17 protein-coding genes are annotated in these 23,557 nt (G+C 70.2%); 12 read left to right on the forward strand and 5 right to left on the reverse strand.

Translation table 11 applies throughout. From position 1 onward, the window contains the following. Nucleotides 1-571 precede the first annotated feature (571 nt). Nucleotides 572-1,729, forward strand: a complete 1,158-nt coding sequence (locus ABWI04_RS22270; protein WP_345174073.1) for a serine/threonine-protein kinase — start codon at nucleotides 572-574, stop codon at nucleotides 1,727-1,729. Between the two features lie 161 nt (nucleotides 1,730-1,890). Here ABWI04_RS22270 and ABWI04_RS22275 read toward each other — a convergent pair whose 3' ends face one another. Together ABWI04_RS22275 and ABWI04_RS22280 are read right to left on the reverse strand one after the other, a co-directional pair. After that, nucleotides 1,891-3,540: a glycoside hydrolase family 13 protein gene (locus tag ABWI04_RS22275; RefSeq protein WP_353833642.1), complete on the reverse strand. Its 1,650-nt coding sequence runs from the start codon at nucleotides 3,538-3,540 to the stop codon at nucleotides 1,891-1,893. A 21-nt stretch (nucleotides 3,541-3,561) separates the two neighbouring features. After that, a complete protein-coding gene (locus ABWI04_RS22280; RefSeq protein WP_353833643.1) occupies nucleotides 3,562-5,904 on the reverse strand; it encodes a hypothetical protein in 2,343 nt (780 codons plus the stop codon). On the opposite strand from ABWI04_RS22280, the gene ABWI04_RS22285 reads away from it, so the two are divergent. Genes ABWI04_RS22285 through ABWI04_RS22305 form a run of 5 tightly spaced genes read left to right on the forward strand, consistent with a single transcriptional unit; the run spans nucleotide 5,876 to nucleotide 11,862 of the window. After that, nucleotides 5,876-7,144 carry a LacI family DNA-binding transcriptional regulator gene (locus tag ABWI04_RS22285; RefSeq protein WP_353833644.1) on the forward strand — a complete coding sequence of 423 codons (1,269 nt, stop codon included), beginning with the start codon at nucleotides 5,876-5,878 and terminating at the stop codon, nucleotides 7,142-7,144. The genes ABWI04_RS22280 and ABWI04_RS22285 overlap by 29 nt on opposite strands. After that, entirely contained in the window at nucleotides 7,141-8,739 is a 1,599-nt protein-coding gene (locus ABWI04_RS22290; RefSeq protein WP_353833645.1) for an FAD-dependent oxidoreductase, read from the forward strand. Before ABWI04_RS22285 ends, ABWI04_RS22290 begins: the two co-directional genes overlap by 4 nt. A gap of 48 nt (nucleotides 8,740-8,787) precedes the next feature. Beyond that, nucleotides 8,788-10,059 (forward strand): ABC transporter substrate-binding protein, encoded by a 1,272-nt coding sequence (locus tag ABWI04_RS22295; RefSeq protein WP_353833646.1) that lies wholly within the window; start codon nucleotides 8,788-8,790, stop codon nucleotides 10,057-10,059. 2 nt (nucleotides 10,060-10,061) lie between these two features. Continuing rightward, nucleotides 10,062-11,027 carry a carbohydrate ABC transporter permease gene (locus ABWI04_RS22300; RefSeq protein WP_353833660.1) on the forward strand — a complete coding sequence of 322 codons (966 nt, stop codon included), beginning with the start codon at nucleotides 10,062-10,064 and terminating at the stop codon, nucleotides 11,025-11,027. Continuing rightward, complete coding sequence (locus ABWI04_RS22305) at nucleotides 11,017-11,862, forward strand: carbohydrate ABC transporter permease (RefSeq protein WP_353833647.1); 846 nt, start codon at nucleotides 11,017-11,019, stop codon at nucleotides 11,860-11,862. The genes ABWI04_RS22300 and ABWI04_RS22305 overlap by 11 nt, the downstream gene beginning before the upstream one ends. 136 nt (nucleotides 11,863-11,998) lie before the next feature. Here the strand turns inward: ABWI04_RS22305 and ABWI04_RS22310 are convergent, their stop codons facing one another. Then, a complete protein-coding gene (locus ABWI04_RS22310; protein WP_353833648.1) occupies nucleotides 11,999-12,421 on the reverse strand; it encodes a MarR family winged helix-turn-helix transcriptional regulator in 423 nt (140 codons plus the stop codon). Nucleotides 12,422-12,459: 38 nt separating this feature from the next. On the opposite strand from ABWI04_RS22310, the gene ABWI04_RS22315 reads away from it, so the two are divergent. Then, nucleotides 12,460-13,905 (forward strand): FUSC family protein, encoded by a 1,446-nt coding sequence (locus ABWI04_RS22315; protein ID WP_353833649.1) that lies wholly within the window; start codon nucleotides 12,460-12,462, stop codon nucleotides 13,903-13,905. 231 nt (nucleotides 13,906-14,136) lie between these two features. Here ABWI04_RS22315 and ABWI04_RS22320 read toward each other — a convergent pair whose 3' ends face one another. Next, on the reverse strand, nucleotides 14,137-14,691 hold the full coding sequence (locus ABWI04_RS22320; protein WP_353833650.1) for a NuoB/complex I 20 kDa subunit family protein: 555 nt from the start codon (nucleotides 14,689-14,691) through the stop codon (nucleotides 14,137-14,139). A gap of 84 nt (nucleotides 14,692-14,775) precedes the next feature. Between ABWI04_RS22320 and ABWI04_RS22325 the strand changes: the two genes are divergently transcribed. After that, complete coding sequence (locus ABWI04_RS22325) at nucleotides 14,776-15,702, forward strand: LysR family transcriptional regulator (protein ID WP_353833652.1); 927 nt, start codon at nucleotides 14,776-14,778, stop codon at nucleotides 15,700-15,702. Between the two features lie 254 nt (nucleotides 15,703-15,956). Continuing rightward, nucleotides 15,957-17,900: a twin-arginine translocation signal domain-containing protein gene (locus tag ABWI04_RS22330; RefSeq protein WP_353833653.1), complete on the forward strand. Its 1,944-nt coding sequence runs from the start codon at nucleotides 15,957-15,959 to the stop codon at nucleotides 17,898-17,900. On the opposite strand, the gene ABWI04_RS22335 is transcribed toward ABWI04_RS22330, so the two are convergent. Continuing rightward, nucleotides 17,890-19,899 (reverse strand): hypothetical protein, encoded by a 2,010-nt coding sequence (locus ABWI04_RS22335; protein WP_353833654.1) that lies wholly within the window; start codon nucleotides 19,897-19,899, stop codon nucleotides 17,890-17,892. The two genes, ABWI04_RS22330 and ABWI04_RS22335, sit on opposite strands and share 11 nt — an antisense overlap. Nucleotides 19,900-20,056: 157 nt before the next feature. On the opposite strand from ABWI04_RS22335, the gene ABWI04_RS22340 reads away from it, so the two are divergent. The 3 genes from ABWI04_RS22340 to ABWI04_RS22350 all read left to right on the forward strand — a co-directional run bounded on the left by ABWI04_RS22340 (nucleotide 20,057) and on the right by ABWI04_RS22350 (nucleotide 23,332). Continuing rightward, a complete protein-coding gene (locus ABWI04_RS22340; protein WP_353833655.1) occupies nucleotides 20,057-20,800 on the forward strand; it encodes an amidohydrolase family protein in 744 nt (247 codons plus the stop codon). Continuing rightward, nucleotides 20,797-21,582 (forward strand): amidohydrolase family protein, encoded by a 786-nt coding sequence (locus ABWI04_RS22345; protein WP_353833656.1) that lies wholly within the window; start codon nucleotides 20,797-20,799, stop codon nucleotides 21,580-21,582. Before ABWI04_RS22340 ends, ABWI04_RS22345 begins: the two co-directional genes overlap by 4 nt. A gap of 493 nt (nucleotides 21,583-22,075) precedes the next feature. After that, nucleotides 22,076-23,332 carry an ABC transporter substrate-binding protein gene (locus ABWI04_RS22350; protein ID WP_353833657.1) on the forward strand — a complete coding sequence of 419 codons (1,257 nt, stop codon included), beginning with the start codon at nucleotides 22,076-22,078 and terminating at the stop codon, nucleotides 23,330-23,332. Nucleotides 23,333-23,557 lie beyond the last annotated feature (225 nt).

Here is a 23,557-nt window from a genome sequence, read left to right on the forward strand (position 1 = left end):
CAGCGCACACCGGGCAGCCGCCACCTCCCGGGCCAGGGAGAAGTGGATTACGCCGTCGAGGAAGGCAGGTCGACCTTTGCCCCGCCCGCGCCGTCGATCCATCGCGCCGACCACCGAGCCAGCGTCGAGGGTCGAAGGCCAGAGCGCGGCACGCGCCACCGGCTCGCACGCACCGCTCTTTTCGCGACGGTGCGTGGACTGGCTTACGCTCTCGGCACCACCATCGGCACCACAGCGGTGCGAACAGTGGGAAAGCGCCAGCGCATCAGGGCGAACTCGGGATTGAGCGCCGTCCCCGGTAGGGACCGGGGACGCCGGACATCCCGCTCAGCGCACACGCGGTGCGACTCCTGGGAGAGGACGCGCCTCGCGTATACGGTGATCGCGGCGGACTTCGACCGTTCCACACAGGCGCCTGCACCTCCATCAACGGCTCCTCATGCTGCGGGCTGGGATCGACTCCACGCAGGGACGGGGGCTTGATGTGATGTTCCGCTTGGATTGAGCGCTGTTCTTTGATAGTTGCGCATTTCAACGGGCGTGGCCATCGGGGACAAGGGATCGAGGACGAGTGCTGGTAGCGGGTCGATATCGACTGGACGAGCCGATCGGCCAGGGAGGGATGGGCGAGGTCTGGCGCGCCACCGACCAGAACCTGGATCGGACGGTCGCGGTCAAGCTGCTGCTGACGGCCGCGCCGGACTCACAGGCACGCGAGCGGTTCCTGTTGGAGGCGCAGACCGCGGCCCGCCTCAGTGATCCGCACGTTGTGGCGGTGTACGACTTCGGCACCCATGAGGGCCGGCTCTTCCTGGTGATGGAGCACGTCCAGGGACACAGCCTCGCCCACGCAGGGCCCCTGCGTGGTGCCATGACGCCGTCGCGTGTCGCCGACATCGCCGCGCAGGCGGCGGCGGGGCTTTCCGCCGCGCATCGGCAGGGCGTCGTGCACCGCGACATCAAGCCGGGAAACCTGCTGCTGGCCGCCGACGGCACCGTGAAGATCGCCGACTTCGGCATCGCGCGGTTCACCGGCGAGGCTTCGGCGTCTCTCACCATGACCGGTCAGGTGATCGGCACCAGTACCTACCTGGCGCCCGAGCGGGGCCTGGGCCGGCCGGCCTGCGCCGCCTCCGATGTGTACTCTCTCGGCTGTGTTCTGTACGAGTTGCTGACCGGGCGGCCGCCGTTCCAAGGTGATAACGCCGCCGCCGTCGTGTTCCAGCACGTGGACGCCGCACCCGTGCCGCCCCGGAACTGGTGTCCGGGACTGCCAGGCCCGTTCGAGGACTATCTGATGCGGCTGCTGAGCAAGCGGCCCGAACAGCGTCCCACGGCCGCCGAGGTAGCCGCCTGGTTCGCTGAACAGTCCTGGCGTGCAGACCGCCCCGCACCGGACGCGGCCGTCACCTCCACGGCCCGGCTGCCTGTCGTCGACCTGCCGTCCCCCGTGTCGAGAACCCGTTCCTTGAAGTTCTACGGGATCGCCGCAGGAGCCTCGGCCACTGCGGTCGTGATCGCGGGAGCGATCGGATTGGCGGTCGCCTCTGCTGGGGGCGAACCTGCCCCGGTCCCGACGGCATCCACATCGGCGCCTCCGGCAGGCGGCGCGCCTCCGGGAACGCCCACGGAGAAGAAGTCAGCCGTCGAGCGCCAAGAACCGCCCCCGAAAAGGACATTGAAACCAGCTAAGAGGGCACCCAAACACAAGAAAGGTAGGCACAAGTGAACCACGCCGTTTGGCTGGAGGGTCTCTTGACCGCATCATGACCAGCAGTAGCGCGCCTCCGGCGGCGGCGAGGCGCATGCCCAGCATCAGGGCGCTCCAGGGCCTGTCCGGATAGCGGGGCGTGAGACGGGACAGGCCCTGGGGTTCTCGGGTGTGGCCTGCTACACGGTAAGCCAGACCGCCTGGTCCGGGGCCAGTCGGCTGGCTTCGACGGGGCCGCTGGCCAGCAGGATCGAGGTGTGTTCCGGCAGGTGGTACGGCTCGGTCGAGAGGTTGACGACGCAGATGAAGCCGGGTTTGCGGTGGAAGGCGAGAACTCCGGCGGGAGTGTCGTCCAGCCAGGTCAAGGTGGAGTCTCCGAGGGCGGGATGGTCGCGGCGCAGGCAGAGGGCGGCGCGGTAGAGCTCCAGTACGGAGTCCGGGTCGCCGCTCTGGGCTTCCACGGTGCGCGGCGCCCAGTCGGCGGGTTGTGGCAGCCAGGGCGCGGTGGTGGCCTGTGGGCTGAACCCGTACGGTGAGGTCCGTCCGGACCAGGGGATCGGAACTCGGCAGCCGTCGCGGCCGCGCTCGGTGTGGCCGGAGCGTTCCCAGACGGGGTCCTGGAGGACGTGTTCGGGCAGGTCCTCCACCTCGGGCAGGCCCAGTTCCTCGCCCTGGTAGATGTAGGCGCCGCCGGGCAGGGCGAGAGTGAGCAGGGCTGCTGCGCGGGCACGCCGGGTGCCCAGTTCGAGGTCGGCGGGGCCGGCGGGGACGTAGGACTCGTTGGCCACCCACTTCTTCGCGGCCACGCGGCCGTAGCGGCTGGCGTGGCGCATGACGTCGTGGTTGGACATGACCCAGGTGGCCGGGGCGCCGACCGCGCCGAGTGTCGTGAGGGTGTCATCGAGGACGGTGCGCAGGTCCTTCGCGTCCCACTCGGTCATGAGGAAGTCGAAGTTGAAGGCGGTGTGCAGGCCGTCCTCACGGACGTAGGCGGCGAGCCGTTCCGGGGTGTCCGTCCATGCCTCGGCGACGAAGCAGCGGTCGCCGGGGTACTCGTCGGCCACCTTGCGCCAGGCGCGGTAGATGTCGTGGACCTCGTCGCGGTCCCAGAAGGGGTGCACGCCGCCTTCGCGGTCGGCCAGGTCCGGCAGCTCGGGGTCCTTGACGAGACCGTGGGCCACGTCGACGCGGAAGCCGTCCACTCCGCGGTCGAACCAGAAGCGCAAGACGGACTCGAACTCGGTGTGGACGTCGGGGTGTTGCCAGTTGAGGTCCGGCTGCTGGGGGGTGAAGAGGTGCAGGTACCACTCGCCGTCGGGCACCCGGGTCCAGGCCGGGCCGCCGAAGCGGGACTCCCAGTCGTTGGGCGGCAGGGCGCCCTCGGGGCCGAGGCCGGGGCGGAAGATGTAGCGCGCGCGTTCGGGGCTGCCGGGGCCTGCGTCCAGCGCGTCCTGGAACCAGGCGTGTCGGTCGGAGGAGTGGTTGGGGACGATGTCCGCGATGATGCGGATCCCATGCGCGTGCGCCTCCTCGATGAGTCGCTCCGCCTCGGCGACCGTGCCGAACAGCGGGTCGATCTCGCGGTAGTCGGCCACGTCGTAACCATGGTCGGCCATCGGCGACTTGTACCACGGGTTGATCCAGAGGGCGTCCACGCCGAGGGACTCGAGGTACGGCAGGCGGGAGCGGATGCCGGCGATGTCACCGACGCCGTCGCCGTCGCCGTCGGCGAAGCTGCGGATGTAGACCTGGTAGATGACGGCAGTGCGCCACCAGGGAGTGGTGGCGGTGGGGGCGGGCACGGTGTTGCTGCTCCTTGGTCGTTTCATGTCAGGCTCGGACCTGGTGTCTCAGGCGGGCGCCGGCAGGCTGTGGTGGCCCGCGTTGTCGCTGTGCGGGAGGAGGCCGTAGTAGATCCGGGGCGCGCCGTCGAGCGTCAGCGTCGCGCTGCCGTTGGTGACCGGGATCTGGGTGACCCGTCCGATCGCGTTCACCTGCCGTACGGCGGTCGTGGCGGCGACCGCGAGCGGGGTCTTGGTCGGCCAGGGGTCGGTCCACATCTCGGGGGCTGGGAAGTGCCAGTCGGTGCGTGGGCCGGCTGTGTTCAGCAGGTAGCCGTCGGCGCGGTTCCACAGGATGACCGCGGGGCCGTCGGGTGTGTCGAACCACAGGCCGAAGGTCTGTGGGTCGGCAAAGGTCAGCCAGTCACGGAAGGTGGCCTGGTCGAGCGTGCGGGCCGCGGTCGCATAGGCCAGGAGTGAGGGCTTCGGGCTGAGGTCGCGGTTCATCAGGCCGTAGTGGTACTCGACGTTGTCCGGGTCGGCGATCTGGGGCATGCCGAGCACGCTGTCGTGGAACTGGTACCAGCACACGCCCCGGATCCCCTCGGCCTTGGCCAGGGCGAGGGTGAGGAGCACGTTCTCCGCGGCGTGCCGGTAGGTGTCGTGCCACCAGCTGTTGGGCTTGGTCGGCGCGTATGCCTCGGTCAGCCAGATCTCCTTCTCGCCGTGCTCGGCCATCAGCGCCTTCAACTGCCGCAGGCCGCCGTAGAAGTTCCAGTAGGTTCCGTCGCCGTCGGTGGTCCAGTCGTCGCCCGGCGGTATGTAGTCCGGGGTGAAGTTGCCGCGTCCCGGATGGTAGGCGAAGGCGTCGATCAGGTCCCAGCCGCCGGCCGCGATGAAGTTCTCCACCCATGGCTTGTCCATGCCGGCCAATCCGTTGTTCATCAGTTTGACGGTGCCGCCGGTGGCTGCCCGCCGGTCGAAGACCGGCCGCAGTGCCTTGTCCAGGTAGGCCTGCGCGGCGTCGCCCGTGTTGAACGGTCTGTTGAGCTCGTTTCCGATCTCGAAGTACTCGGCCCCGGCGGCGACCGCCACCGCCAGTTTGTCCGCGGCCCAGGTGGCGGCTTCGGTGTCGGTCGCCTCCAGAGACGGCTGGAGTTCGATGTTGTGGCGCATGCCGCGGGCGTCGAAGTCGGCGGGCGGCAGTCCGGGGCCGCCGTCGTAGGCGATCCGGACCAGGCCGATGCCTGCCCTCTGCCACAAGTCCAGGAGGGCGGTGGCGCTCGGCCGTTGCAGCCAGGGGTAGTTGGCGACGCCGAACATGCCGGCCGTGCCCGCCTGGTAGTCGTAGGGCGGCAGTACCGCGAGGTTGGTGCGGGCGAACGCCTGGTCGTCACCGGAGCTGACGACCACTTCGGCCAGGGCGATCCCGCCCGTCGGCGCGGCCAGGGTGAAGGTGTGCTGCCAGGTGCCGGCCGCGTCGACGCTGCCGGTGACGGTCGTGGCGGCCAGCTGCGCCCCGTCGAAGTCGCGCACCCACAGCTTCAGGTCGACTGATGAGGCCACGCTGCCGCCGTTGGCCACCAGAGCGGTGAGTTCCATCTGTTCACCGGCCGACTCGTACAGGTTGAAGTCGCGGTTCGTGGTGAGTTCGAGGCCGAGTTCACGGCCCCGGCCGATGGTGGCGGTGGCGGACGGCCGGGTCTCAGAGAAGAAGAAGTCGGCCCGGCTGGTCCAGCCGCCGCCCGCGTCGGCCACGCCCGGCGCGTGGACCCAGGTCGCGTTCGTCCAGGCCTGGCGGGACCGGTCGAGCAGGAACAGGCCGTGCAGGGAGGCCGACCAGGTGGAGGTGTGGGCGACGCAGAGGGTGTCCTCGTAGGGGATGCCGCCGCCCGCGTCACGGACCCATTCGGTGATCGGGACGTAGTCGTCGAGCGCGGCCGGTGCCTGGATCGCCCTGCTGAACAGGAAGCCGTCCGGGACCAGCGTGTCCGCTCCGGTGACGCGCCACTCCAGCACGGCGTGGGAGGTGCCGACGCTGAACCAGCCGGTGACGGCGGTCGGTCCGGCGGCGGCGTCGAAGGTGTAGTCCATGCGGATCGCCGACGTTCCGTCCGGGAGCGCGCTCAGGGTCGGGGTGCCGCCGGTGGACACATGGATTCCGGTGACGCTGTCTTTGACCTGGAACTTCGACCCGGCGGACCGCGTGACGCCGGCGCCGTCACGGATGGCGAGCCTGCCGCCCGCACTGGCCAGCAGGCTGATGCCGCCGCCGGTCAGGGAGACGTCGCCGGCCGCGGCGTGAGCGGCGAGCGGGGTCGACTCGGCGACGAGGACGACACCGGCGGCGAGAGCCGCGCCGAGGAAGGTGCGGCGGTTGAGCGTGGGTCGGGAGAAGGCTTCGGAGGTCATCGTCTGCTCCTGTCCGGCGTTCGGTGACGCCGACCCTGATAATGCCTATCTGCAGCTCGGTGAACGACACGTTTCCAGGCCGCTACTTTGGTGTCAACAGGTACTTGCCCTGGCGATCCTCGTGAAATACGGTCATCACCCAGAGCTGAAGGTAGGCATTATCAGGATGGTCACTCACGATGGAGGAGCGATGTCGCCGAGACCTCGCCGTGTCACGCAACGCGAGATCGCGGAGCTTGCGGGCGTCAGTCAGACCACGGTGTCGGTGGTGTTGAACGACCGCGACGGCTCGAACGTGCGGGTCCCCGAGGCCACCCGGGCGCGGGTCAGGCAGGCCATCGAGCAGCTCTCCTACGTCGCGGACCCCGCGGCCCGCCGGCTCGCCGGCTTGGACAACCAGATCATCGGCGTCTTCACGTACGAGGCCGCGTTGTCCCCCGAGAGCATGGACTTCTACGGTCCGCTGCTGAACGGGATCGAGCGGGCGGCCGAGCAGATCGGGTGGGACCTGCTGTTCTTCACCTCCTCTCCGGTGGAGAACGGCACGCGCCGCCTCTTCCACCGCAAGACCCGGTTGCGGCTGACCGACGGCTGCGTCCTGCTCGGTCAGCAGATGGTCGCGTCCGAGCTGGAGCGGCTGGTCGCCGAGCAGTTCCCGTTCGTCGCGATCGGCCGCCGGGACGAGACCGCCGCCAAGGTGCCGTACGTGGCCATCGACTACACCACTCCGACCACGGTGCTGATCGATCAGGCGGCGGCCGGCGGGCACCAGCAGGCGCTGTATGTCCACCGTGGCCGGGACACGCCGACCGCGCGGGACCGGCGCGATGCCGTCGAGGGCGCCTCCGCGGCGGGCCGGCTGGCCTTCCTGCTGGTCGGTGAGGAGAGGATCGCCGACCTGCCCCGACTGGCGCGCGCGACCGGCGCGACCTTGATCATCGCGGAGGACGCGTTCCTGGCGGAGGACGTCGCGCACGCGCTGTCCGGTGCCGGGGTCGCCGTACCGGACGAGGTCTCGCTCGCCGCGCTCGGTGAAGTGCGCGGCCACCGCGTGGAGGGCCGGGCGCTGGCCGGCTTCCACGTGCCCAGACCACAGCTGGCGGCCGAGGCCCTCGATCTCCTCCAGCTCCTGATCAACACGGCCCCGCAGAAGTGGGCCGGTCTGGACCGTGAGCGGTTGCTGGTGGCCGAGGTCGAGCCGGGGGACACGATCGTCGCACGAACGGACACGCCGTCATGACCGGCCGGATCACGACCGAGGTGGCGATCATCGGCGGTGGCCTCGGCTCAGTCGCCGCCGCCCTGGCGCTGCTGCAACGGGGCCGCCGCGTGGTGCTGACCGAGGAGTACGCCTGGCTCGGCGGACAGCTCACCTCGCAGGCCGTGCCGCCCGACGAGCACATCTGGGTGGAGCAGTTCGGCGTCACCGCGCGCTACCGCGCGGTGCGCGAGGACATCCGCCGCTACTACCGTGACCACTATCCGCTGACGGCCGCCGCGCGCGCCGACCCGGCGCTCAATCCGGGCCGTGGCCGGGTGAGCAGGCTGTGTCACGAACCGAGGGTGGCCCACGCGGTGCTCACCGCCCTGCTCGCGCCGTACCGGTCGGCGGGGCGGCTCACCGTCCTGCAGCCCGCGGTGCCCGTCGAGGCCGAGGTGCGCGACGCGGTGGTCCGTACCGTCACCGTCGCGGACCCGCGGACCCGGGCCGAGACCGTGATCACCGCCGAGTACGTCCTGGACGGGACCGAGACCGGCGACCTGCTGCCGCTGACCGGGACCGAGTACGTCGTCGGCGCCGAGGCACGGTCCGACACCGGTGAGCCGAGCGCCCCCGAGGCCGCCGACCCGGGCAACGTGCAGTCGATCGCGTGGTGCTTCGTCTTCGACCACGTCGCCGGCGACCACACCATCGCCCGGCCGGACGACTACGACCACTGGCGCTCCTTCGAGCTGCCCTTCTGGGGCGCGCCGATGCTGTCCTTCACCGCGCCGAACCCCCGGACCCTCGTGCCGGAGGACCGCACGATGAACGTCAACCCGGCCGCCGACGCCACCGGGGACCCCCGGTTCGACGCCGGAGACCGGGATCTGTGGCAGTTCCGGCGAATCGCCGCCCGCCAGAACTTCGCCGACGGCTTCTACGACAGCGACATCGTGCTGGCCAACTGGCCGCAGCTGGACTACGTGGGCGGCTCGATCATCGACACCGACGACCGGCGGCTTCACCTGGACGCGGCGAAGGCACAGTCCCGTGCCTACGTGCACTGGCTGCAGACCGAGGCGCCCCGCCCCGACGGCGGCCGCGGCTGGCCCGGACTGCGGCTGCGCGGCGACCTGGTCGGCACCGCCGACGGGTTCGCACAGGCCCCGTACATCCGCGAGTCCCGCCGGATCAGGGCCCTCACCACCGTGCGCGAGCAGGACATCTCGGTCAAGGCCCGCGGCGACGCCGGACCAGCCCGGTTCGACGGCTCGGTCGGCGTCGGGATGTACCGGATCGACCTGCATCCCTCCACCGGCGGCGACAACTACATCGACGTCGAATGCGCACCGTTCGAGATACCGCTCGGCGCACTGGTCCCGGTGGCCACCCAGAACCTGGTTCCGGCCGCCAAGAACATCGGCACCACCCACATCACCAACGGCGCCTACCGGCTGCACCCGGTCGAATGGAACGTCGGTGAATCGGCCGGGGAGCTGGTCGCGTACTGCCTCGAACTCGGCCTGAGCCCACGGCAGATCGCGACCGACGATCACCTCGTCGACCGGCTCCAGGGCAGGTTGACCGCGGTCGGGATCGAACTCCACTGGCCGCAGATCGCCGGCTACTAGCCCACCCCGCAGGCGCAGCACGCGCCGAGACCACGGAAGACGCACACCATGAACAGAACGAGAAGGCTCGTCGGCGCTCTCGCGCTGACGAGCGCCCTGACACTGACGGCGGCCTGCGGCTCGCCCACCGATGGGTCCGGGGGTTCCGACGCCAGGAACGTCAAGCTGAGGATGACGGTCTGGACCTCGAACCAGGACCAGCTCAAGCTGTTCGGCTCGATCGCCGACGCCTACCGGGCCGAGCACCCCGAGGTCTCCTCGATCACCTTCGAGAGCCTGCCCTTCGAGGACTACAACACCACCCTCACCACCCAGATCGCCGGCGGCAACGCTCCCGACCTGGCCTGGATGGGCGACCTGTCGAGGGACCTGATGGCATCCGACGCGCTGGTCGGCCTGACCGGCAAGCTGAAGGCGACCCCCGGCTGGCGGTACGACGACCTGGAGGCCAGCGCGACCAAGGAGTTCAGCCGGGACGGCACGCTGTACGCCTACCCGTTCTCCACCTCTCCGTACGCGCTGTACGTCAACACCGACCTGCTGGCGAAGGCCGACCAGAAGATCGACCCGAAGAACCTGACCTGGGACCGGGTCGCCGCCGCCGGCGCGGCCGTCCGCGCGGACACCGGCAAGGCCGGTTTCGTCATCCGGGACTTCGACTACAAGTCGTGGAACATGCTGGCCACCGTGTGGACCGGCTTCGGCGCGTCCGCCTGGAGCCCGGACGGCAAGACCTGCACCTTCACCAGCCCCCAGATGCAGAAGGCGTTCACCTTCCTGCACGACGCCGTGTTCAAGACCCAGGCCATGCCCGGCCCCGGGACGACGGCCGACTTCTTCGCCGGTGACTCCGCCTTCACCGTGGCCCAGGTCTCCCGCTCCTCGCTGCTCACCGGCAAGTTCAAGTACACGCTGTACCCGCTGCCGGCAGGCCCGGCCGGTAAGTACTCCGTCATCGGCCAGGCCGGCATGGGGGTTCTCGCCGCGGGCAAGCACAAGACCCAGGCAACCGACTTCCTCGCCTACCTGACGAACCCGACGAACTCCGAGAAGCTGGCGCAGTTCTTCCCGCCGCCGCGCAAGTCGATGCTCACCGGCGCGAAGCTCGCCGCCGGCAACAAGTTCCTGACCGCCACGCAGCTCCAGGAGGCCGTGGTCGACCAGCTGCCGAACGCCGTCACCCTGCCCAACCACACCAACCCGGCCGAGATCGCCCAGAAAGGCAAGACCTCGCTGGACGCGATGTGGAAGGCCGACGCGGACGTCCCCGCCGTACTGAAGTCGGTCTGCTCCGCGATCCAACCGCTCCTGGCCAAGTGACCATGGTCGGCCTCACGAAGACCAGAGCGAGGGCACCGGACGCCTCCCGGACGCCGGCCACGGCCCGGAACACCTCCAAGGCGCCGTTCTGGACGAGCCGGCGCCGAGACGTGCTCGCGGGCTACCTGTTCATCACTCCGCAGCTCGTCGGGGTCGTGCTGTTCGTGCTGATCCCTGTCGGGCTGGCGATCTGGTACAGCCTGAACGACTGGAACGTCTTCTCCGGCGAGCAGACCTTCGTCGGACTCGACAACTACAAGGCCCTGGCCGACGATCCGCAACTCCCCACGACACTGCGGGCGACCGCCGTCTTCGGCGGCGGGGTCGTGGTCCTGAACATCGGCCTGGGCCTGCTGCTCGCCGTACTGCTGAACCGGCGGTTCCGCGGCGCGACCTTCTTTCGCACCCTGTTCTTCTCCCCGGTCGTCGTCTCCGTGGTCGCCTGGACGCTGGTCTGGGGTTTCCTGCTCCAGGACAACGGGGGTATCAACGGGGTTCTCGGCGTGGTCGGCATCGACGGCCCGAATTGGCTCCAGCGCGGCGACACCGCGATGGTGTCGGTGATCGTCACCCAGGTGGTCCGCAGCGTCGGCGTCAACATGGTGCTCTTCCTGGCCGCCCTGCAGGGCGTGCCGGCGCAACTGTACGAAGCCGCCCGCCTCGACGGCGCGGGAAACAGGGTGATCTTCACCCGGATCACCCTGCCGCTCATCTCCCCCATGGTGCTGCTGACCGCGATCATCACCATCGTCGGGGCATTGCAGTCGTTCGCGCAGATCGCCGTACTGACCAGCGGCGGCCCGGAGTTGAGCACGACGGTGCTCGTCTACTACGTCTTCCAGCAGGCCTTCGAGTTCAACCACATCGGTTACGGTTCAACGCTGGCACTGCTGCTGCTGTCCTTCGTCATGCTGCTGACGCTGGTGCAGTGGCAGTTGCGTCGTAAGTGGGTGTTCCATGAGGAGTAAGCCGCCCTCCCGCGTCCTGAGGCGGGTGGCCCTGCTGACCGCGCTCGGTGTCCTGGCCATTCCGTTCGTGGTGCCGACGGTCTGGATGGTGGCGGCCTCGGTGAAGCCGCTGCCCGAGATCTTCAAATCCCCGCCGTCACTGTGGACCAGCGACCCGACCCTGTCCGCGTACTCCGAGGCGTTCGGTTTCCAGCCGTTCGCCCGGCAGTACCTGAACAGCGTCTACATCGCCGTCCTGGTCACCCTGATCACCCTGCTGGTCTCCAGCCTCGCGGGATACGCGTTCGCCCGGATCCGCTTCCCCGGCGCGAACGCCCTGTTCCTGGTGGTCCTGGTCGGCCTGCTGGTGCCCAGTGAGGTGACGATCGTGCCGCTGTTCCAGATGTTCAAACGCGCCGGGATGATCAACACGCACTGGCCGCTGATCCTGGTCACCGCGCTGGCCGGACCGTGCGTCCTGGCCACCTTCATGATGCGGCAGTTCTTCATCGCCCTTCCGGCCGAACTGGAGGAGGCGGGCCGGCTGGACGGCCTCGGCCGCCTCGCGCTCTGGTGGCGGATCTTCCTGCCGCTGGCCAGACCGGCGTTGTCCGCGGTCGCGATCCTGACCTTCCTCACCTCCTGGAACCTGTACCTGGAACCCACCGTCTACCTCACCTCGCCGGACCTGTTCACACTCCCGCAGGCGCTCACCCGGTTCACCGACTCCTACGGGGCCGAGATGTGGAACACCCAACTGGCCGCCGCCACCATGACCGTGCTGCCGGTCCTGGCCGTCTTCGTCATCGCCCAGCGCCAGTTCGTCGAGGGCCTGGCCCACTCGGGCCTCAAATAAGGCCGGAAGGCCCACCGCTCGCGCAGCGGGCCCGGACACCGTCGCCGGGTCCGCTCGCTACCCCCACGCGGCCGTTGGCGTGATCGGGCCAGCGCATGCGCGTCTCCCTACCTGGAAATCATTACGTAAGCGCGAACTATTCCCCCAGACGTTCCATGAGGCGGGCGGCGACCCGCAGGAGATCGAGTTCGGTCTCCGACAGGCCGGCGAGGGCTCCCGCCAGCCAGGCGTCGCGCTCGGCGACGTCGCGCCGCAACGCGTCGACACCCTGCTCGGTGATGGCCAGCACGATCTGGCGCCTGTCCCGGTCGGCGCGGGCTCGGGAGATCAGTCCCTCGGCCTCCAGTTCGGCGAACACACGCGTCAGGGACTGCGGGCGCTGCCCTTCCGCCCCGGCGACCTCGCCCGCCGTACTGGGACCGTTCCGGTGCAGGTGGCCGAGCACGGTGAGTTTGTTCGAGCTCAGCGCTTCGGGGGCCCTGGCCGTGCGCATCCGGCGCGACACCCGCATGATCCCGTGCCGGATCTCCGTCACGACCTCCGTTGGTACCCGCTCCATATTGCTAAGCTATCACTTAGTAGTAGGAGGAGGCGATCGTGGCTTTCGTCCGAGCGCGGGTCCGGTCGGTTCCGCCGGTCGTCGTCACCATGGCGGCTGTGCTCGCCGCCTTCGGTTCGGCGCTTGCACTGGAACAGCCTGCCCACCTAGGGGCCAACGTCGTCATACAGGCGGTCGTGCTGTCCCTGATGCTCGCGGGAGCCCAGCAGGGCATGTCCCTGGCTGACAGGCTCACCGCCTGCGTCGTCATGCCCCTCGTCTCCCTTGCCGCGACCTTGGTGGGGACGCTCATGTCCGACCACCGCGTGGTGGGCGACGCCGCCTTCGTGCTGCTCGTCACGTCCGCCATCTGGATCCGCAGGTTCGGGCGCCATTTCGCGCGCGCGGGCACGCTGATGACGCTCCCGGCCGTGGCCCTTCTCGTCGTCCCGCACATGCAAACAGCGGGAGACGTCGTGTGGGTGCCGGTCATGGCACTGATCGCGTGGCTCTGGGTGACGGCGTTCCAACTGATCGCCGACCGCGTGGCCACGACCGGACCTGCCAGCACGAAGGGACCGGCGCGACGGAGCCCGGTCAGTGGACGGATGGCCGCCCAGATGGCGGTCGCCCTGGCCGCCGCGTTCACCGCAAGCCACGTGCTCTTCCCCGGCCACTGGTCTTGGGCCGTCCTTACCGCGTTCATCGTGTGCAACGGCGCCCGCGGACAGGGAGACGCGTTGTACAGAGGCTTTCTGCGCACGATCGGAGCAGCCGGTGGCACCCTTCTGGCCACCCTCTTGGCAGGGGTGTTCGGTCCGGGGAACCGGTGGTCCGTCGCGCTCATCTTCGTCGTGCTGGGTGTCGCCGTCTGGTCGCGTCCCAAGAGCTACGCGTACTGGGCCGGTGGGATCACGGCGGCCCTGGCCCTGCTGTACGGGTACTTCGGGCAGTCCGCGATGTCCCTGCTCTGGACCCGGATGGCGGCCGTCGTCGCCGGAGCGTTCATCGGTGTCGCGTCCGCCTGGTTCGTGCTGCCGTTTCGTTCCGGAGACGTCCTGCGGCGCCGCTCAACTGCGGCACTCGCCTTCTTGCCCCGGGCCCTCCAGGGTGACCCAGGGGCGATGGAAGGGTTCGAGCGGTCCGTCGCTGACGTGGACAAGCTCTACCCACCGCTACGAGCGCATCGGGCCATCACCCGGCAGCGCCCGCACGAGGCCGACGCGGTCGACCACCTGCGCGAAATCCTGGATCACCTCCGCGCCCTGCCCACCGACGGCACCGCCCGCGAGAAGATCGACACCGCGGTGGCCGGTATACGCGAGCTCTATGCACCGGCTACGCGCTCGCCACAATCTCCGGGTGCAGTCCGCCCGGACGCTCGGCGCTGGAAAGCGCCATGGTCAGCCCGGCGCCAGATGGACTGCCGATCGGCGGAAGACGGCGGCGGGGGCATCCCGGATACCGGTGAGCCGAGGTCCGGGCGCGCCCCCGCGCCTCGATGAGCCGGTGCCCCTCATCGACCGGCCGCACGCTCCCCACATATCCGCCGCCGCGATCAGGGAACACGACGTTCCCTCGGCCAGATCTGGCTTGACCTCTGCCCGGCCGACCCGGCGCCGCCGTCGCACTCCGTCCCGTGCACCCGGGTATTCGCCGCCGGTTCCCGCGAAGAACCTGTCGCCGCCAAGGATGCGGTCATTGGAATACCAGGCCCCGAAGCGGCGGCCCGCTGTTCACTCTGCGGCGGAGCGCTCGTTGACCAGCGGAAGTCCTGTGAGGACGGCTCGTTCCTCCATCTGTACCTCGGCGCGGCGGTGCGCGCCCAGCTTGCTGTTCTCCACCTTGTCGTGCAGCTTGACGATGGCGTCGAGCAGCATCTCCGGGCGAGGTGGGCAGCCGGGCAGGTAGACGTCCACAGGGACGATGTGATCGACGCCCTGCACGACGGCGTAGTTGTTGAACATTCCGCCGGACGAGGCGCACACGCCCATCGCGATGACCCACTTCGGCTCGGTCATCTGGTCGTACAGCTGCCGCAGCACCGGCGCCATCTTCTGGCTCACCCGGCCCGCGACGATCATCAGGTCGGCCTGGCGGGGTGTTGCCGAGGCGCGTTCCATGCCGAACCGCGAGAAGTCGTGGCGCGGGTCGCCGACGGCCATGAGTTCCATGCCGCAGCAAGCGAGGCCGAAGGTCATCGGCCACATCGACGACTTACGCGCCCAGCCGGCCATCGTCTCGACGGTCGTGAGCAGGAAGCCGCTGGGAAGGTGTTCTTCGAGTCCCATAGTCCTTCCAGGCTGGCTCTGCCGGAGGAGACGATCAAGGACGGATCGCGGCACGATCGTTAAGTGGGACGACACAATGAGCACATGGAGATGCGTGAGATCGAGGCGTTCTTGCAGGTCGCCGGGGAGCTGCATTTCACTCGCGCGGCCGGGCGACTGGGCGTGTCCACCTCGCGCGTGAGCCAGGCGGTGCGCGCGCTGGAACGCCGGGTCGGCGCTCCGCTGTTCGAGCGGACGAGCCGGCAGGTCCGGCTGACGCCACTGGGCGAACGTCTGAGCGCCGAACTGCGGCCCGCGTACGAACGGATGAAACGGGCGCTGGACGAGGCACGAGAGAGTACGAGTACCCAGGTACTGCGTGTCGGTGTTGCGACCAGCCTGCTCAGCGCCGTGGTCGACGGGCCGATCCAGGCGTTCGAACGGGCCCGGCCGCACTGCGCCGTGGTGCGTTCCGCGCATCCCAACACCGACCCGTCGCGCTGGGGGAAGGACTGGCCGGTGGACGTCTTCGTCGGCTGGCTGCCCGCCGACACCGCGGAAGTGGAGGCCATGGGCCTCGCCGTCGGTCCGGCGTGGCTCCTCCGAGAGCGGGCCGCGCTGGTGCCGGCCGGGCACCCGCTGGGGCGACGCGCCGTCATCGACGCCGAGGAACTGGCCGGTCACGAGATCCTGTATCCGAGCGGCATGCGGCAGCAACTCGCCGATCTGTGGATCCCCCGCGCCACTCCTGGCGGTGTCCCACTGCGCCGGGTACCTCGGCACAGGTCCGGGTCGCTCGAAGAGGCGATCGTCCTGGTCGCCAAGGGCGATGTGATCCACCTGACGGTAGGTGGGGTGCGTCCGGACAACCCTCACGTCGTCACAGTGCCGGTGTCGGGCATGCCACCAATGATCTGTGCGCCCTTCTGGCCGACCGGTACCGACAGCACCATGGTCCGCGACTTCGCGCAGATCTCGGGGGCGAGCAGGCTCCGATCGAACTCGCGAGGGCGCACGGCTCGATCGGAGTAAGCCCGTCTGCCGACTTCAGTGGGCGGGCGGGCCATCGCGGTGCGGGCGCCGGGAAATTTGCGCCCTCGGGGTGAGCCTGTCTTGGCGGAACGCTGGGTTCGCTCATCTCGGCGCCTTCCCAGACGGTGATGGCGAGATCCAGGGGAACACCGCGATCCATCCTCCGGCACTTCCAGGAATTTGGGCCCTGACCGAAAGACAGGGGAGCGCTAGTGTGAAGAGAGACTTCCGGTCCTGACCGAAAGGTTCTTCTCGTGATCCAGCGTCGCCAGTTCCTCCAGACGGCCGCGACGGCCGCCGTCGCGGGCGGTACGCCCCTCTTGTCCCCCCGGCTCGCAAGCGCCTCGGAACGGCCCCCGAACGAGGTGGAGGGGACCGTCACCGACCTCGGCCCGGCCAGCGTCACCACCCCGCTCGGCAACGGCGAGTTCGTGAACGGGGTGCTGTACGCCGGCACCCGCGGCCTGTCCCCCAACGTCGTCGGCGCGTACGACCTGGCCGAGGACTCCGTCACCGCCCACGTCGACATCCCGACCGGCATCGGCGTCTGGGCCATGTGCAAGGTCGGCACGGACGTCTACGTGGGCACGCACAGCCAGTCCGACCTCTACCGCCTCGACACGCTGACCGGATCGGCGTCCAAGGTGGGCGCGTACTCCTACCACTTCATCTGGAACCTCGCCGCGTCTCCCGACGGCAAGGTCTTCCTGTCCATCTCCGAGCCGGGCCGCGTGGTGGAGTACGACCCGGCCAGCGGTGAGAGCCGCGACCTCGGCGTCACGGTCGAGGGCGAGGCGTACGTTCGCAGCATCGCCGCCGACGAGACCACGATCTACGCGGGCGTCGGCGCGCACGCCCACCTCGTGACGATCGACCGCGCCACCGGCGCCAAGCGCGACATCCTCCCTGCCGCGCTCGCGGGACGCGACTTCGTGGCAAGCCTCGACGTCTCCGGCACGCACATCGCGGGCGGCATCTCGTCCAACGGGGAGGTCCTGGTGATGTCCAAGGGCGACCCCGCCGACCACCGCATCATCACCACGTCCGAGAAGTACGTCCCGTCGGTGCTCCTCCACGACGGCTTCGTCTACTTCACCGGACGCCCCTCGGGCATGCTCTACCGCTGCGCACACGACGGCGGCGAGGTGGAAGCGCTCGGCATCGCGCAACCGGAGGCCGCCACGCACCGGCTGCTCGCGCACGAGGGGAAGGTGTACGGGGTGCAGGACGGCGCGGTCCTGGTGTTCGACCCGGCCACCAAGGCGCTCGACTACGTCAACCTCGTCCAGCGCGGGTTCAGAGCCGCGCCGGAGCAGCCCATGTCGGTCCATTCCGACGGCAGGCGCGTCTATGTGGGAGGCAAGGGCGGTGCCGACGTCCACGACCTCACCGCCGGCACCCGCACGCGTCTCGGCATCCCCGGAGAGCCCAAGACCGCGCTGACCGTGCGCGACCGCACCTACCTCGGTGTCTACACCCAGGGGCTGCTCTACTCGCACCGGCCGGGCGACGCCGAGGCGACCCTGCTCGCCAAGACGGGGAACCAGCAGGACCGGCCGCGCGATCTGGCGTACGACCCGGCGACGGGCCTGATCGCGATGACGACGCAGCCGGAGCCGGGGCACGTCAACGGCGCGCTGTCGCTCTACTCGCCGCGCACCGGACGGTTCGAGACGCACCGCCCGGTGGTCGAACGGCAGAGCCTCTACGCGGTGACGTGCCGGCGGGGCGTCGCCTACATCGGCACCAACATCCAGGAGGGGCTCGGCCTGGCGCCCGTGACGACGACCGCGCGGCTCGCCGCGTACGACCTGCGGCGCCGCAGGCTGCTGTGGCAGGTGGAGCCGGTGCCCGGGGCGAAGGTCGTCCCCGGTGTCGCGCACACCGACCGGGCCGTCTACGGCGTCACCGACACCGGGGTGCTCTTCGAGTTCGACCTGCGCCGCAGGAAGGTGACCCGCACGGTGAAGGTCGGCGCGCGGGGTTCCGACCTCCACATCGTGGGCCGCAGCGCGTACACGACGGACGGCCAGGCCGTCTACAAGATCGACCTGGCCGCCCTCACCGTCAGGGCCATCGCCGGCGGACTGGCCGGCGAGTGGTTCGGCGGCGAGCCCAAGCTCGCACTCGACCCCTCGCGCCGCGCGCTCTACGGGGTGAAGGGCCGCGATCTGGTCCGCATCGCGATCACGGAGTGACCCTGGCGGGGACCGTCAGTGCAGGGCACCGGGGATCGAGCCTGATCCGGGCCAGGTCGCGGCCGATCAGGGCCCAGGCGTCCCACGAGCCGGGCTCGAAGGCCAGTTGCGGGTCGGTGTACCACTCGTCGCCGAGGCCGGTCGCGACGAGCTTGGCCTCGGTGCCCAGTACGTGGACGTTGCCCCCGCCGAAGTAGGTCGAGGTGAACACCCGTCCGCGATGCACTTCGATCTCGCCGTACCCGGGCAGCGGGCCCCGGTGCGTGATCGTCCGGGTGGCGAGGTCCATCGCGAACCAGCTCGCGGTGCGCTTGTAGACCCCGTACAGGACGCCGTCGTGCACCTTGACGTCCTGGAACGTCCGGTAGCCGGGAACGGGGTCGACCTGCCAGAGGACCTTGCGGGTGGCGAGGTCGAACGCGGCGACCGACGCGGACGTCCTGGTAGGGGGCGTTCCTCCCCCGCCGAGCACGTCGCCCCCCAGGTAGACGACACCGTTGGCGGAGTCGAGGGAGAGGCTCATCAGAGCCTGGTCGGGGATGACGTCCACGTACACCTGCTTGTCGCCGGTGTCCGGATCGACCACCGACAGCGCGCCCTTGAGGTTGGCGCCGAGCGGCGCCGTCGCGACGAGCAGCTTGTCGGTGCGGGGGTCGTACTCCAGATCCCACGGGCGCTGCTGCCCCTGCCCGAGGTAGCCGAGGCTCCGGATCCGGCCGGTTCCCGGGTCCAGTTCGATGATCTGCCCGCTCGGATAGATCGCGGCGTACACCTTGCCGCCGCGCCGGACCATCGCCTTCGGCTCGCCCGGCACCCACAGCCTCCGCTGCCCGCCCGTGCGCAGGTCGCGTACGGTCACCGAGTAGTGCCCGCCGACGTAGAGCTCACGGCGGCCCGGGTCGAGCAGGATCGACTGGGGCCGTTCCGAGCCGGTCGTCAGGCCGGCCTCGATGAGGTCGGTGTAGGTGACGGCCTTCGTGGTCAGGTCCATCGTCCACATGCCGCCGCTGCCGGCGAATCCGGTGAGCCGGTCGCCGTCCGGTACCAGCCTGCGCGTCTCCTCACCGAGCCGCGGCGTGCCGAGCTCGGTCGGCGAGGCGTCGCCGGTGCGGTAGCGGTAGACGGTGCCGTTGGGCCGGGACGCCAGGTAGGCCGTGCCGTCGGCGCCGAAGGCGATGGTGTCGAGGGTGACGCCGCCGAGGTCGACCGAGCGCGGATCGGTACCGTCCTTGCGCACGTCGAGGAGCGTCGTGCCGCTCCCGGCGAGCACGCGGTCGCCGTGCTCGGCCACCGCGCCGATCCCGGTGGTGCCCTGCGCCAGCTCGCGCACGGAGCCGTCCGAGCGGCCAATGGCGACGAGCTTGCCCTTGTCGAGCAGCCCCGCGTAGACATTGTCGGCGTCCGCCGTGACGGCCCGGACGTAGCGTTCGCCTGCGGCGAGCACGCCGAAGTCGCGCACGGCGCCGGTCGCGGGCGCGTACTCCCAGACCCTGCCGTCGGGGTAGGTGCCCGCGTAGATCGTGCCGTCGGGCGCGGTGGCCAGGCTCCAGACGAAGCCGCCGTTGCGGCCGAACGAGCGCAGGTGCTTCACCTCGCCCGTCGCCGGGTCGAAGCTGTAGAGGTCGGGCACCGGGTAGGTGCCGATGTAGATCTTGCCGCCGGACACGGTGGTGGCCCAGGCCCCCTCGGCCTCCCCGGCGGCGGGCGCGTCGGGCAGCCGGACCTCGCGGATCACCTTCCTGGTGGCGAGGTCGATCTCGGCGAGCAGCGGCGGCTTCAGGCCGCGGGTGACGACGTACGCCCTGCCGTCGTGCACCGTGGCCCCGACGATCGCGCCGGTCAGTGACGCGGGGCCGAACGTCGTGTAGCCCGGCGCCGAGCAGGACGCCGGCGAGGCGGTCGCCGCGAGGGCCCCGGGGGCAGGGGGGATCGCGGTTGCGGCCAGGAGGGCAGAGACGATCACGGCCCGGGCCCGGCGGTGGGAACGGCTGGAAGGCATGCCGTACCTCCTCAATAGACTTATGGCCTGGACCGTAAACAGAGGTGTCGATGCTCGTCAACGGTTTCTCGCCCTTGCTCCCAGGAAGACCCCCGCTTAGGGTCATGACCGATATCGGAAAGCTGGTGGTTCGATGACGGCATTCTCGACGGATCGCTTGATCGGTGAGCTCACCGTCACGCTCGATCTCGACGTCCTCGTCGGTGCCCATCCGGATCGGGACGGCCCGTCCGGCGCGCCCGAGGAGGTCCTCGGCACGCTGGCCGCGCACCGGGTCACGGGCGCGGCGGTGGCGAGCCTGCGCGCCGCGCTGTTCGACATGGCCTCGGGCAACGACGAGGTCCTCGCCCTGGCGGCCGAGCGTCCCGAGGTGGTGCCGGTCGGTGCCCTCGACCTGCGCGACCCGATCGGCGCCGCGGCGGAGATCGACCGGCTGGCCGCCCTGTCGGTACGGGCGGTGCGGCTGTTCCCCGACGAGCAGAACGTCGAGGCCGGATTCCCGTCCGTCCGGCACGTCGCCGAGCGCGCCGCCGCGCACGGGCTCGTCATTCTCACTGGCGGGGACGTGCGGCGGTTCTGGCGGCCGTTCGGCGGCCTCGGGGCCACCGTCGTCTTCCTCGACACGCACTTCTACCACCTGGGCGACTTCCTGGTGGCGGCGGCCGACGAGCCCGGCTTCCACACCTCCACCCGCCTCCTCAACTCCCCCGACGCACTGGAGACCGTGGCCGCCCACCTCGGCGCGGACCGGCTGGTGTTCGGCTCGCGCACGCCGCACACCGAGACGACCGTGCCGCTGCTGCGCCTGGCGACCGGCGGCCTCGACGCCGCCGGAATCGCCGCCGTCGCGGGCGGCACCGCGCGCCGCCTCCTCGGACTCGCCCCCGGAGCCGCCTCGTGATCATCGACGTGCACGCCCACTGGGGCCCGTGGTTCTTCACCATGGACGTGACCGGCCTGAGCCTGCGGGTCATGGACCGCTACGGCATCGACATGGCGATCGTGTCGGCGACCGAGGCCGTCATCTACGACGCGCCGCGCGGCAACCGCGCGCTGGCGGAGGTGCTGGAGACGACCGACCGGCTCTACGGGTACGTGACGGTCAACCCGCGGCGGCTCGCCGACGCCGAGAAGGACCTCACCGCCTACCTGCCCACCGGGCGGTTCGTCGGCGCGAAGATCCACACCGACTACACCGGGTCGCCGGTGACCTCGCCGCAGATGCGCGACGCCCTCGCCCTGGTCGCCTCGCTCGACTGCCCGGCGCTCGTGCACACGTGGGGGACGTCGGTGCTCGACCTCGCCGCGCTCTGCGCGCACACCCCGGGCCTGAAGGTGATCGCGGGCCACATGGGCGCGGACGGGTACCGCCACGCGATCGAGGCGGCGAACGGCTGCGACCGGGTCTACCTCGAACCGTGCTGGTCGCAGGCTCCGGCCGGGCGGTTCGCCGAGGTGGCGGCGGCCGTCGCTCCCCGGCAGCTTCTCTTCGGCACCGACTCGACTCTCATCGACCCGGCCTCGGCGTTCGGCGCGGTCGCGGCCGCCGACCTCTCCGACGAGGTGGCCGAACGGGTCGCCTGGCGCAACGCCGCCGAGCTGTTCGGCCTGCCGTCACCCCGCTCTCGGAACGCGGACGGCGTCCTGGACGATCCGGAAGACCTTTCCCCACGCCTCTCCTAGGGCTTCGCCGCGGCTCCCTATGAACGCCGTGCCGGATGCCGCCGCGCCCTCTCGGGCACGCCGCGCACCGTCGGGCGCCTGAAGGGCATGTGCGGCATGGTGCCGCGAGCGGCTCGGTCGTCATCGGCCCTGACCGAAAGCGGTGAAGTCGCCGACACGAGCCCGCACGCCCTCGATCCGGACGCCGGAAGGACCCCCCGGCACCCGGCATCGCCGCACCCGCGCGCGCGGTTGCGTCCGCGCGCCTGGCCGGCGGCGAGATCTGCGAGCTCGCCCCGGTCACGCCCGGATCGGCGCGCCCGGTGGCTCATCCGAACCGCGGTGTCCGACGTGCGGCGGCGGACCACCGGATTCCGGTGGCGGCGCGGAGATGTTCCGGATCACTCGCAGGCATTGACACCCGAAATCCTGCACGGCTACTTTCGGCCTAGACCGTTATTGCCTCGCTCGCCCCCTGCCCCCGCGTCACCTCGAACTAAGGGGTCCCGTCTCGATGAAGATCAGTCGCAGCCGCCTCACCGCGTCGATCACCCTGCTCACGCTGGCCACCGGGCTCACCGCCGCCTGCGGCGGCTCCGGAGGCTCCGACAAGTCGCTGACCCTCTGGATGTATCCGGTCATCACCGACGTCCAGGCGAACAACGCGTACTGGAAGAAGATCGAAACGGACTTCGAGGCCGCCCACTCCGGCACCGACCTCAAGATCGAGCTCCAGCCGTGGGACGGGCGCGACACCAAGGTCGCCACCGCGCTGTCCGGCGGCAAGGGCCCCGACGTCGTCCTGCTCGGCCCCGACCAGGTCCCCCAGTACGTCGCCAACGGCACGCTCAAGCCGGTCGACGACGCGGTGGCCGCCACCAAGAGCGCCTTCCTGCCCAACGCGCTCAGCGCGCTCAGCGTGGACGGCAAGCTCTACGCCGTCCCCATCTACCACACCGTGACCAGCATGATCTTCAACAAGAAGCTGCTGGCGAAGGCGGGCATCACCTCGCCGCCGCAGACGTGGGACGAGATCAGGGAGGCCGCGCCGAAGCTGAAGGCCAAGGGCTACGCCACCCTCGACTACTCGGCGTCCTCCGAGGCCTCGCTCAACATGAACTTCTACCCGCTGCTGTGGCAGGCGGGCGGCAGCGTCTTCACCCCGGACGGCGAGAAGGCCGCTTTCAACAGCCCGGAGGGACTGGAGGCGCTCACGTTCCTCACCGACCTCTACAAGGAGGGCGCGATACCGAAGAGCGCGCTCACCAACAAGAACGTGGTCGCCGACCAGGCGCTCGGCAGGCAGCAGGTCGCCGCCGGTCTGATGAACGTGCCGGCCGACGCCGAGATCGCCGCGAAGACCTGGGGTCAGGAGAACGTCGTCGTCGGCCTGCCGCTGGAGGGCAGGAAGCGCGTCGGCTTCGGCATCCCCGGCGGCCTGGCCGTCAACGCCAGGTCCAAGCACACCGCGGCGGCCGAGAAGTTCCTCAAGTTCATGATCGACCCGAAGCAGATCACCAGCCTCGGCACCGCGTCGGGCTTCCTGTCCCCGCGCACCGACGTGAAGGTCCCGCCGCCCAACCCGCGCGCCGCCAAGTTCGCCGAGGCCCTGCAGTACACCTACCCGGGGGACGCCAACCCGGCCGCCCGGCAGGTCATGGCGCTGCTGCGCACCGAGATCCAGGCCGCGCTCACCGGCAAGAAGACGCCGAAGCAGGCCCTGGAGGACGCCGCGAAGCAGGCGGACGACCTGCTGGCGAGGCAGCGGTAGCCGACCGGAGATGAACGCGAACGAACGGCCAGGTCCGGGCGGCCGCGGCGGCCCGGACCACGGACTCGTGGAGGCGTCTGTGCCCATGTCCAGCGCGGCTCCCGTCGCCCCTCCCCGAGGCGGCGACGCCGGGAGGGCCACGGCGGCGAGCGGCACGTCGCCGCCGGGCGGAGCCGGGCGGGCCGCCGCGCCCGCCGGGTCGGCCTCCTTGGCCAGCCATGCCCG

Origin of the sequence: Actinomadura sp. NPDC000929, assembly GCF_040492065.1 — a bacterium.
Lineage (GTDB): Bacteria > Actinomycetota > Actinomycetes > Streptosporangiales > Streptosporangiaceae > Spirillospora > Spirillospora verrucosospora.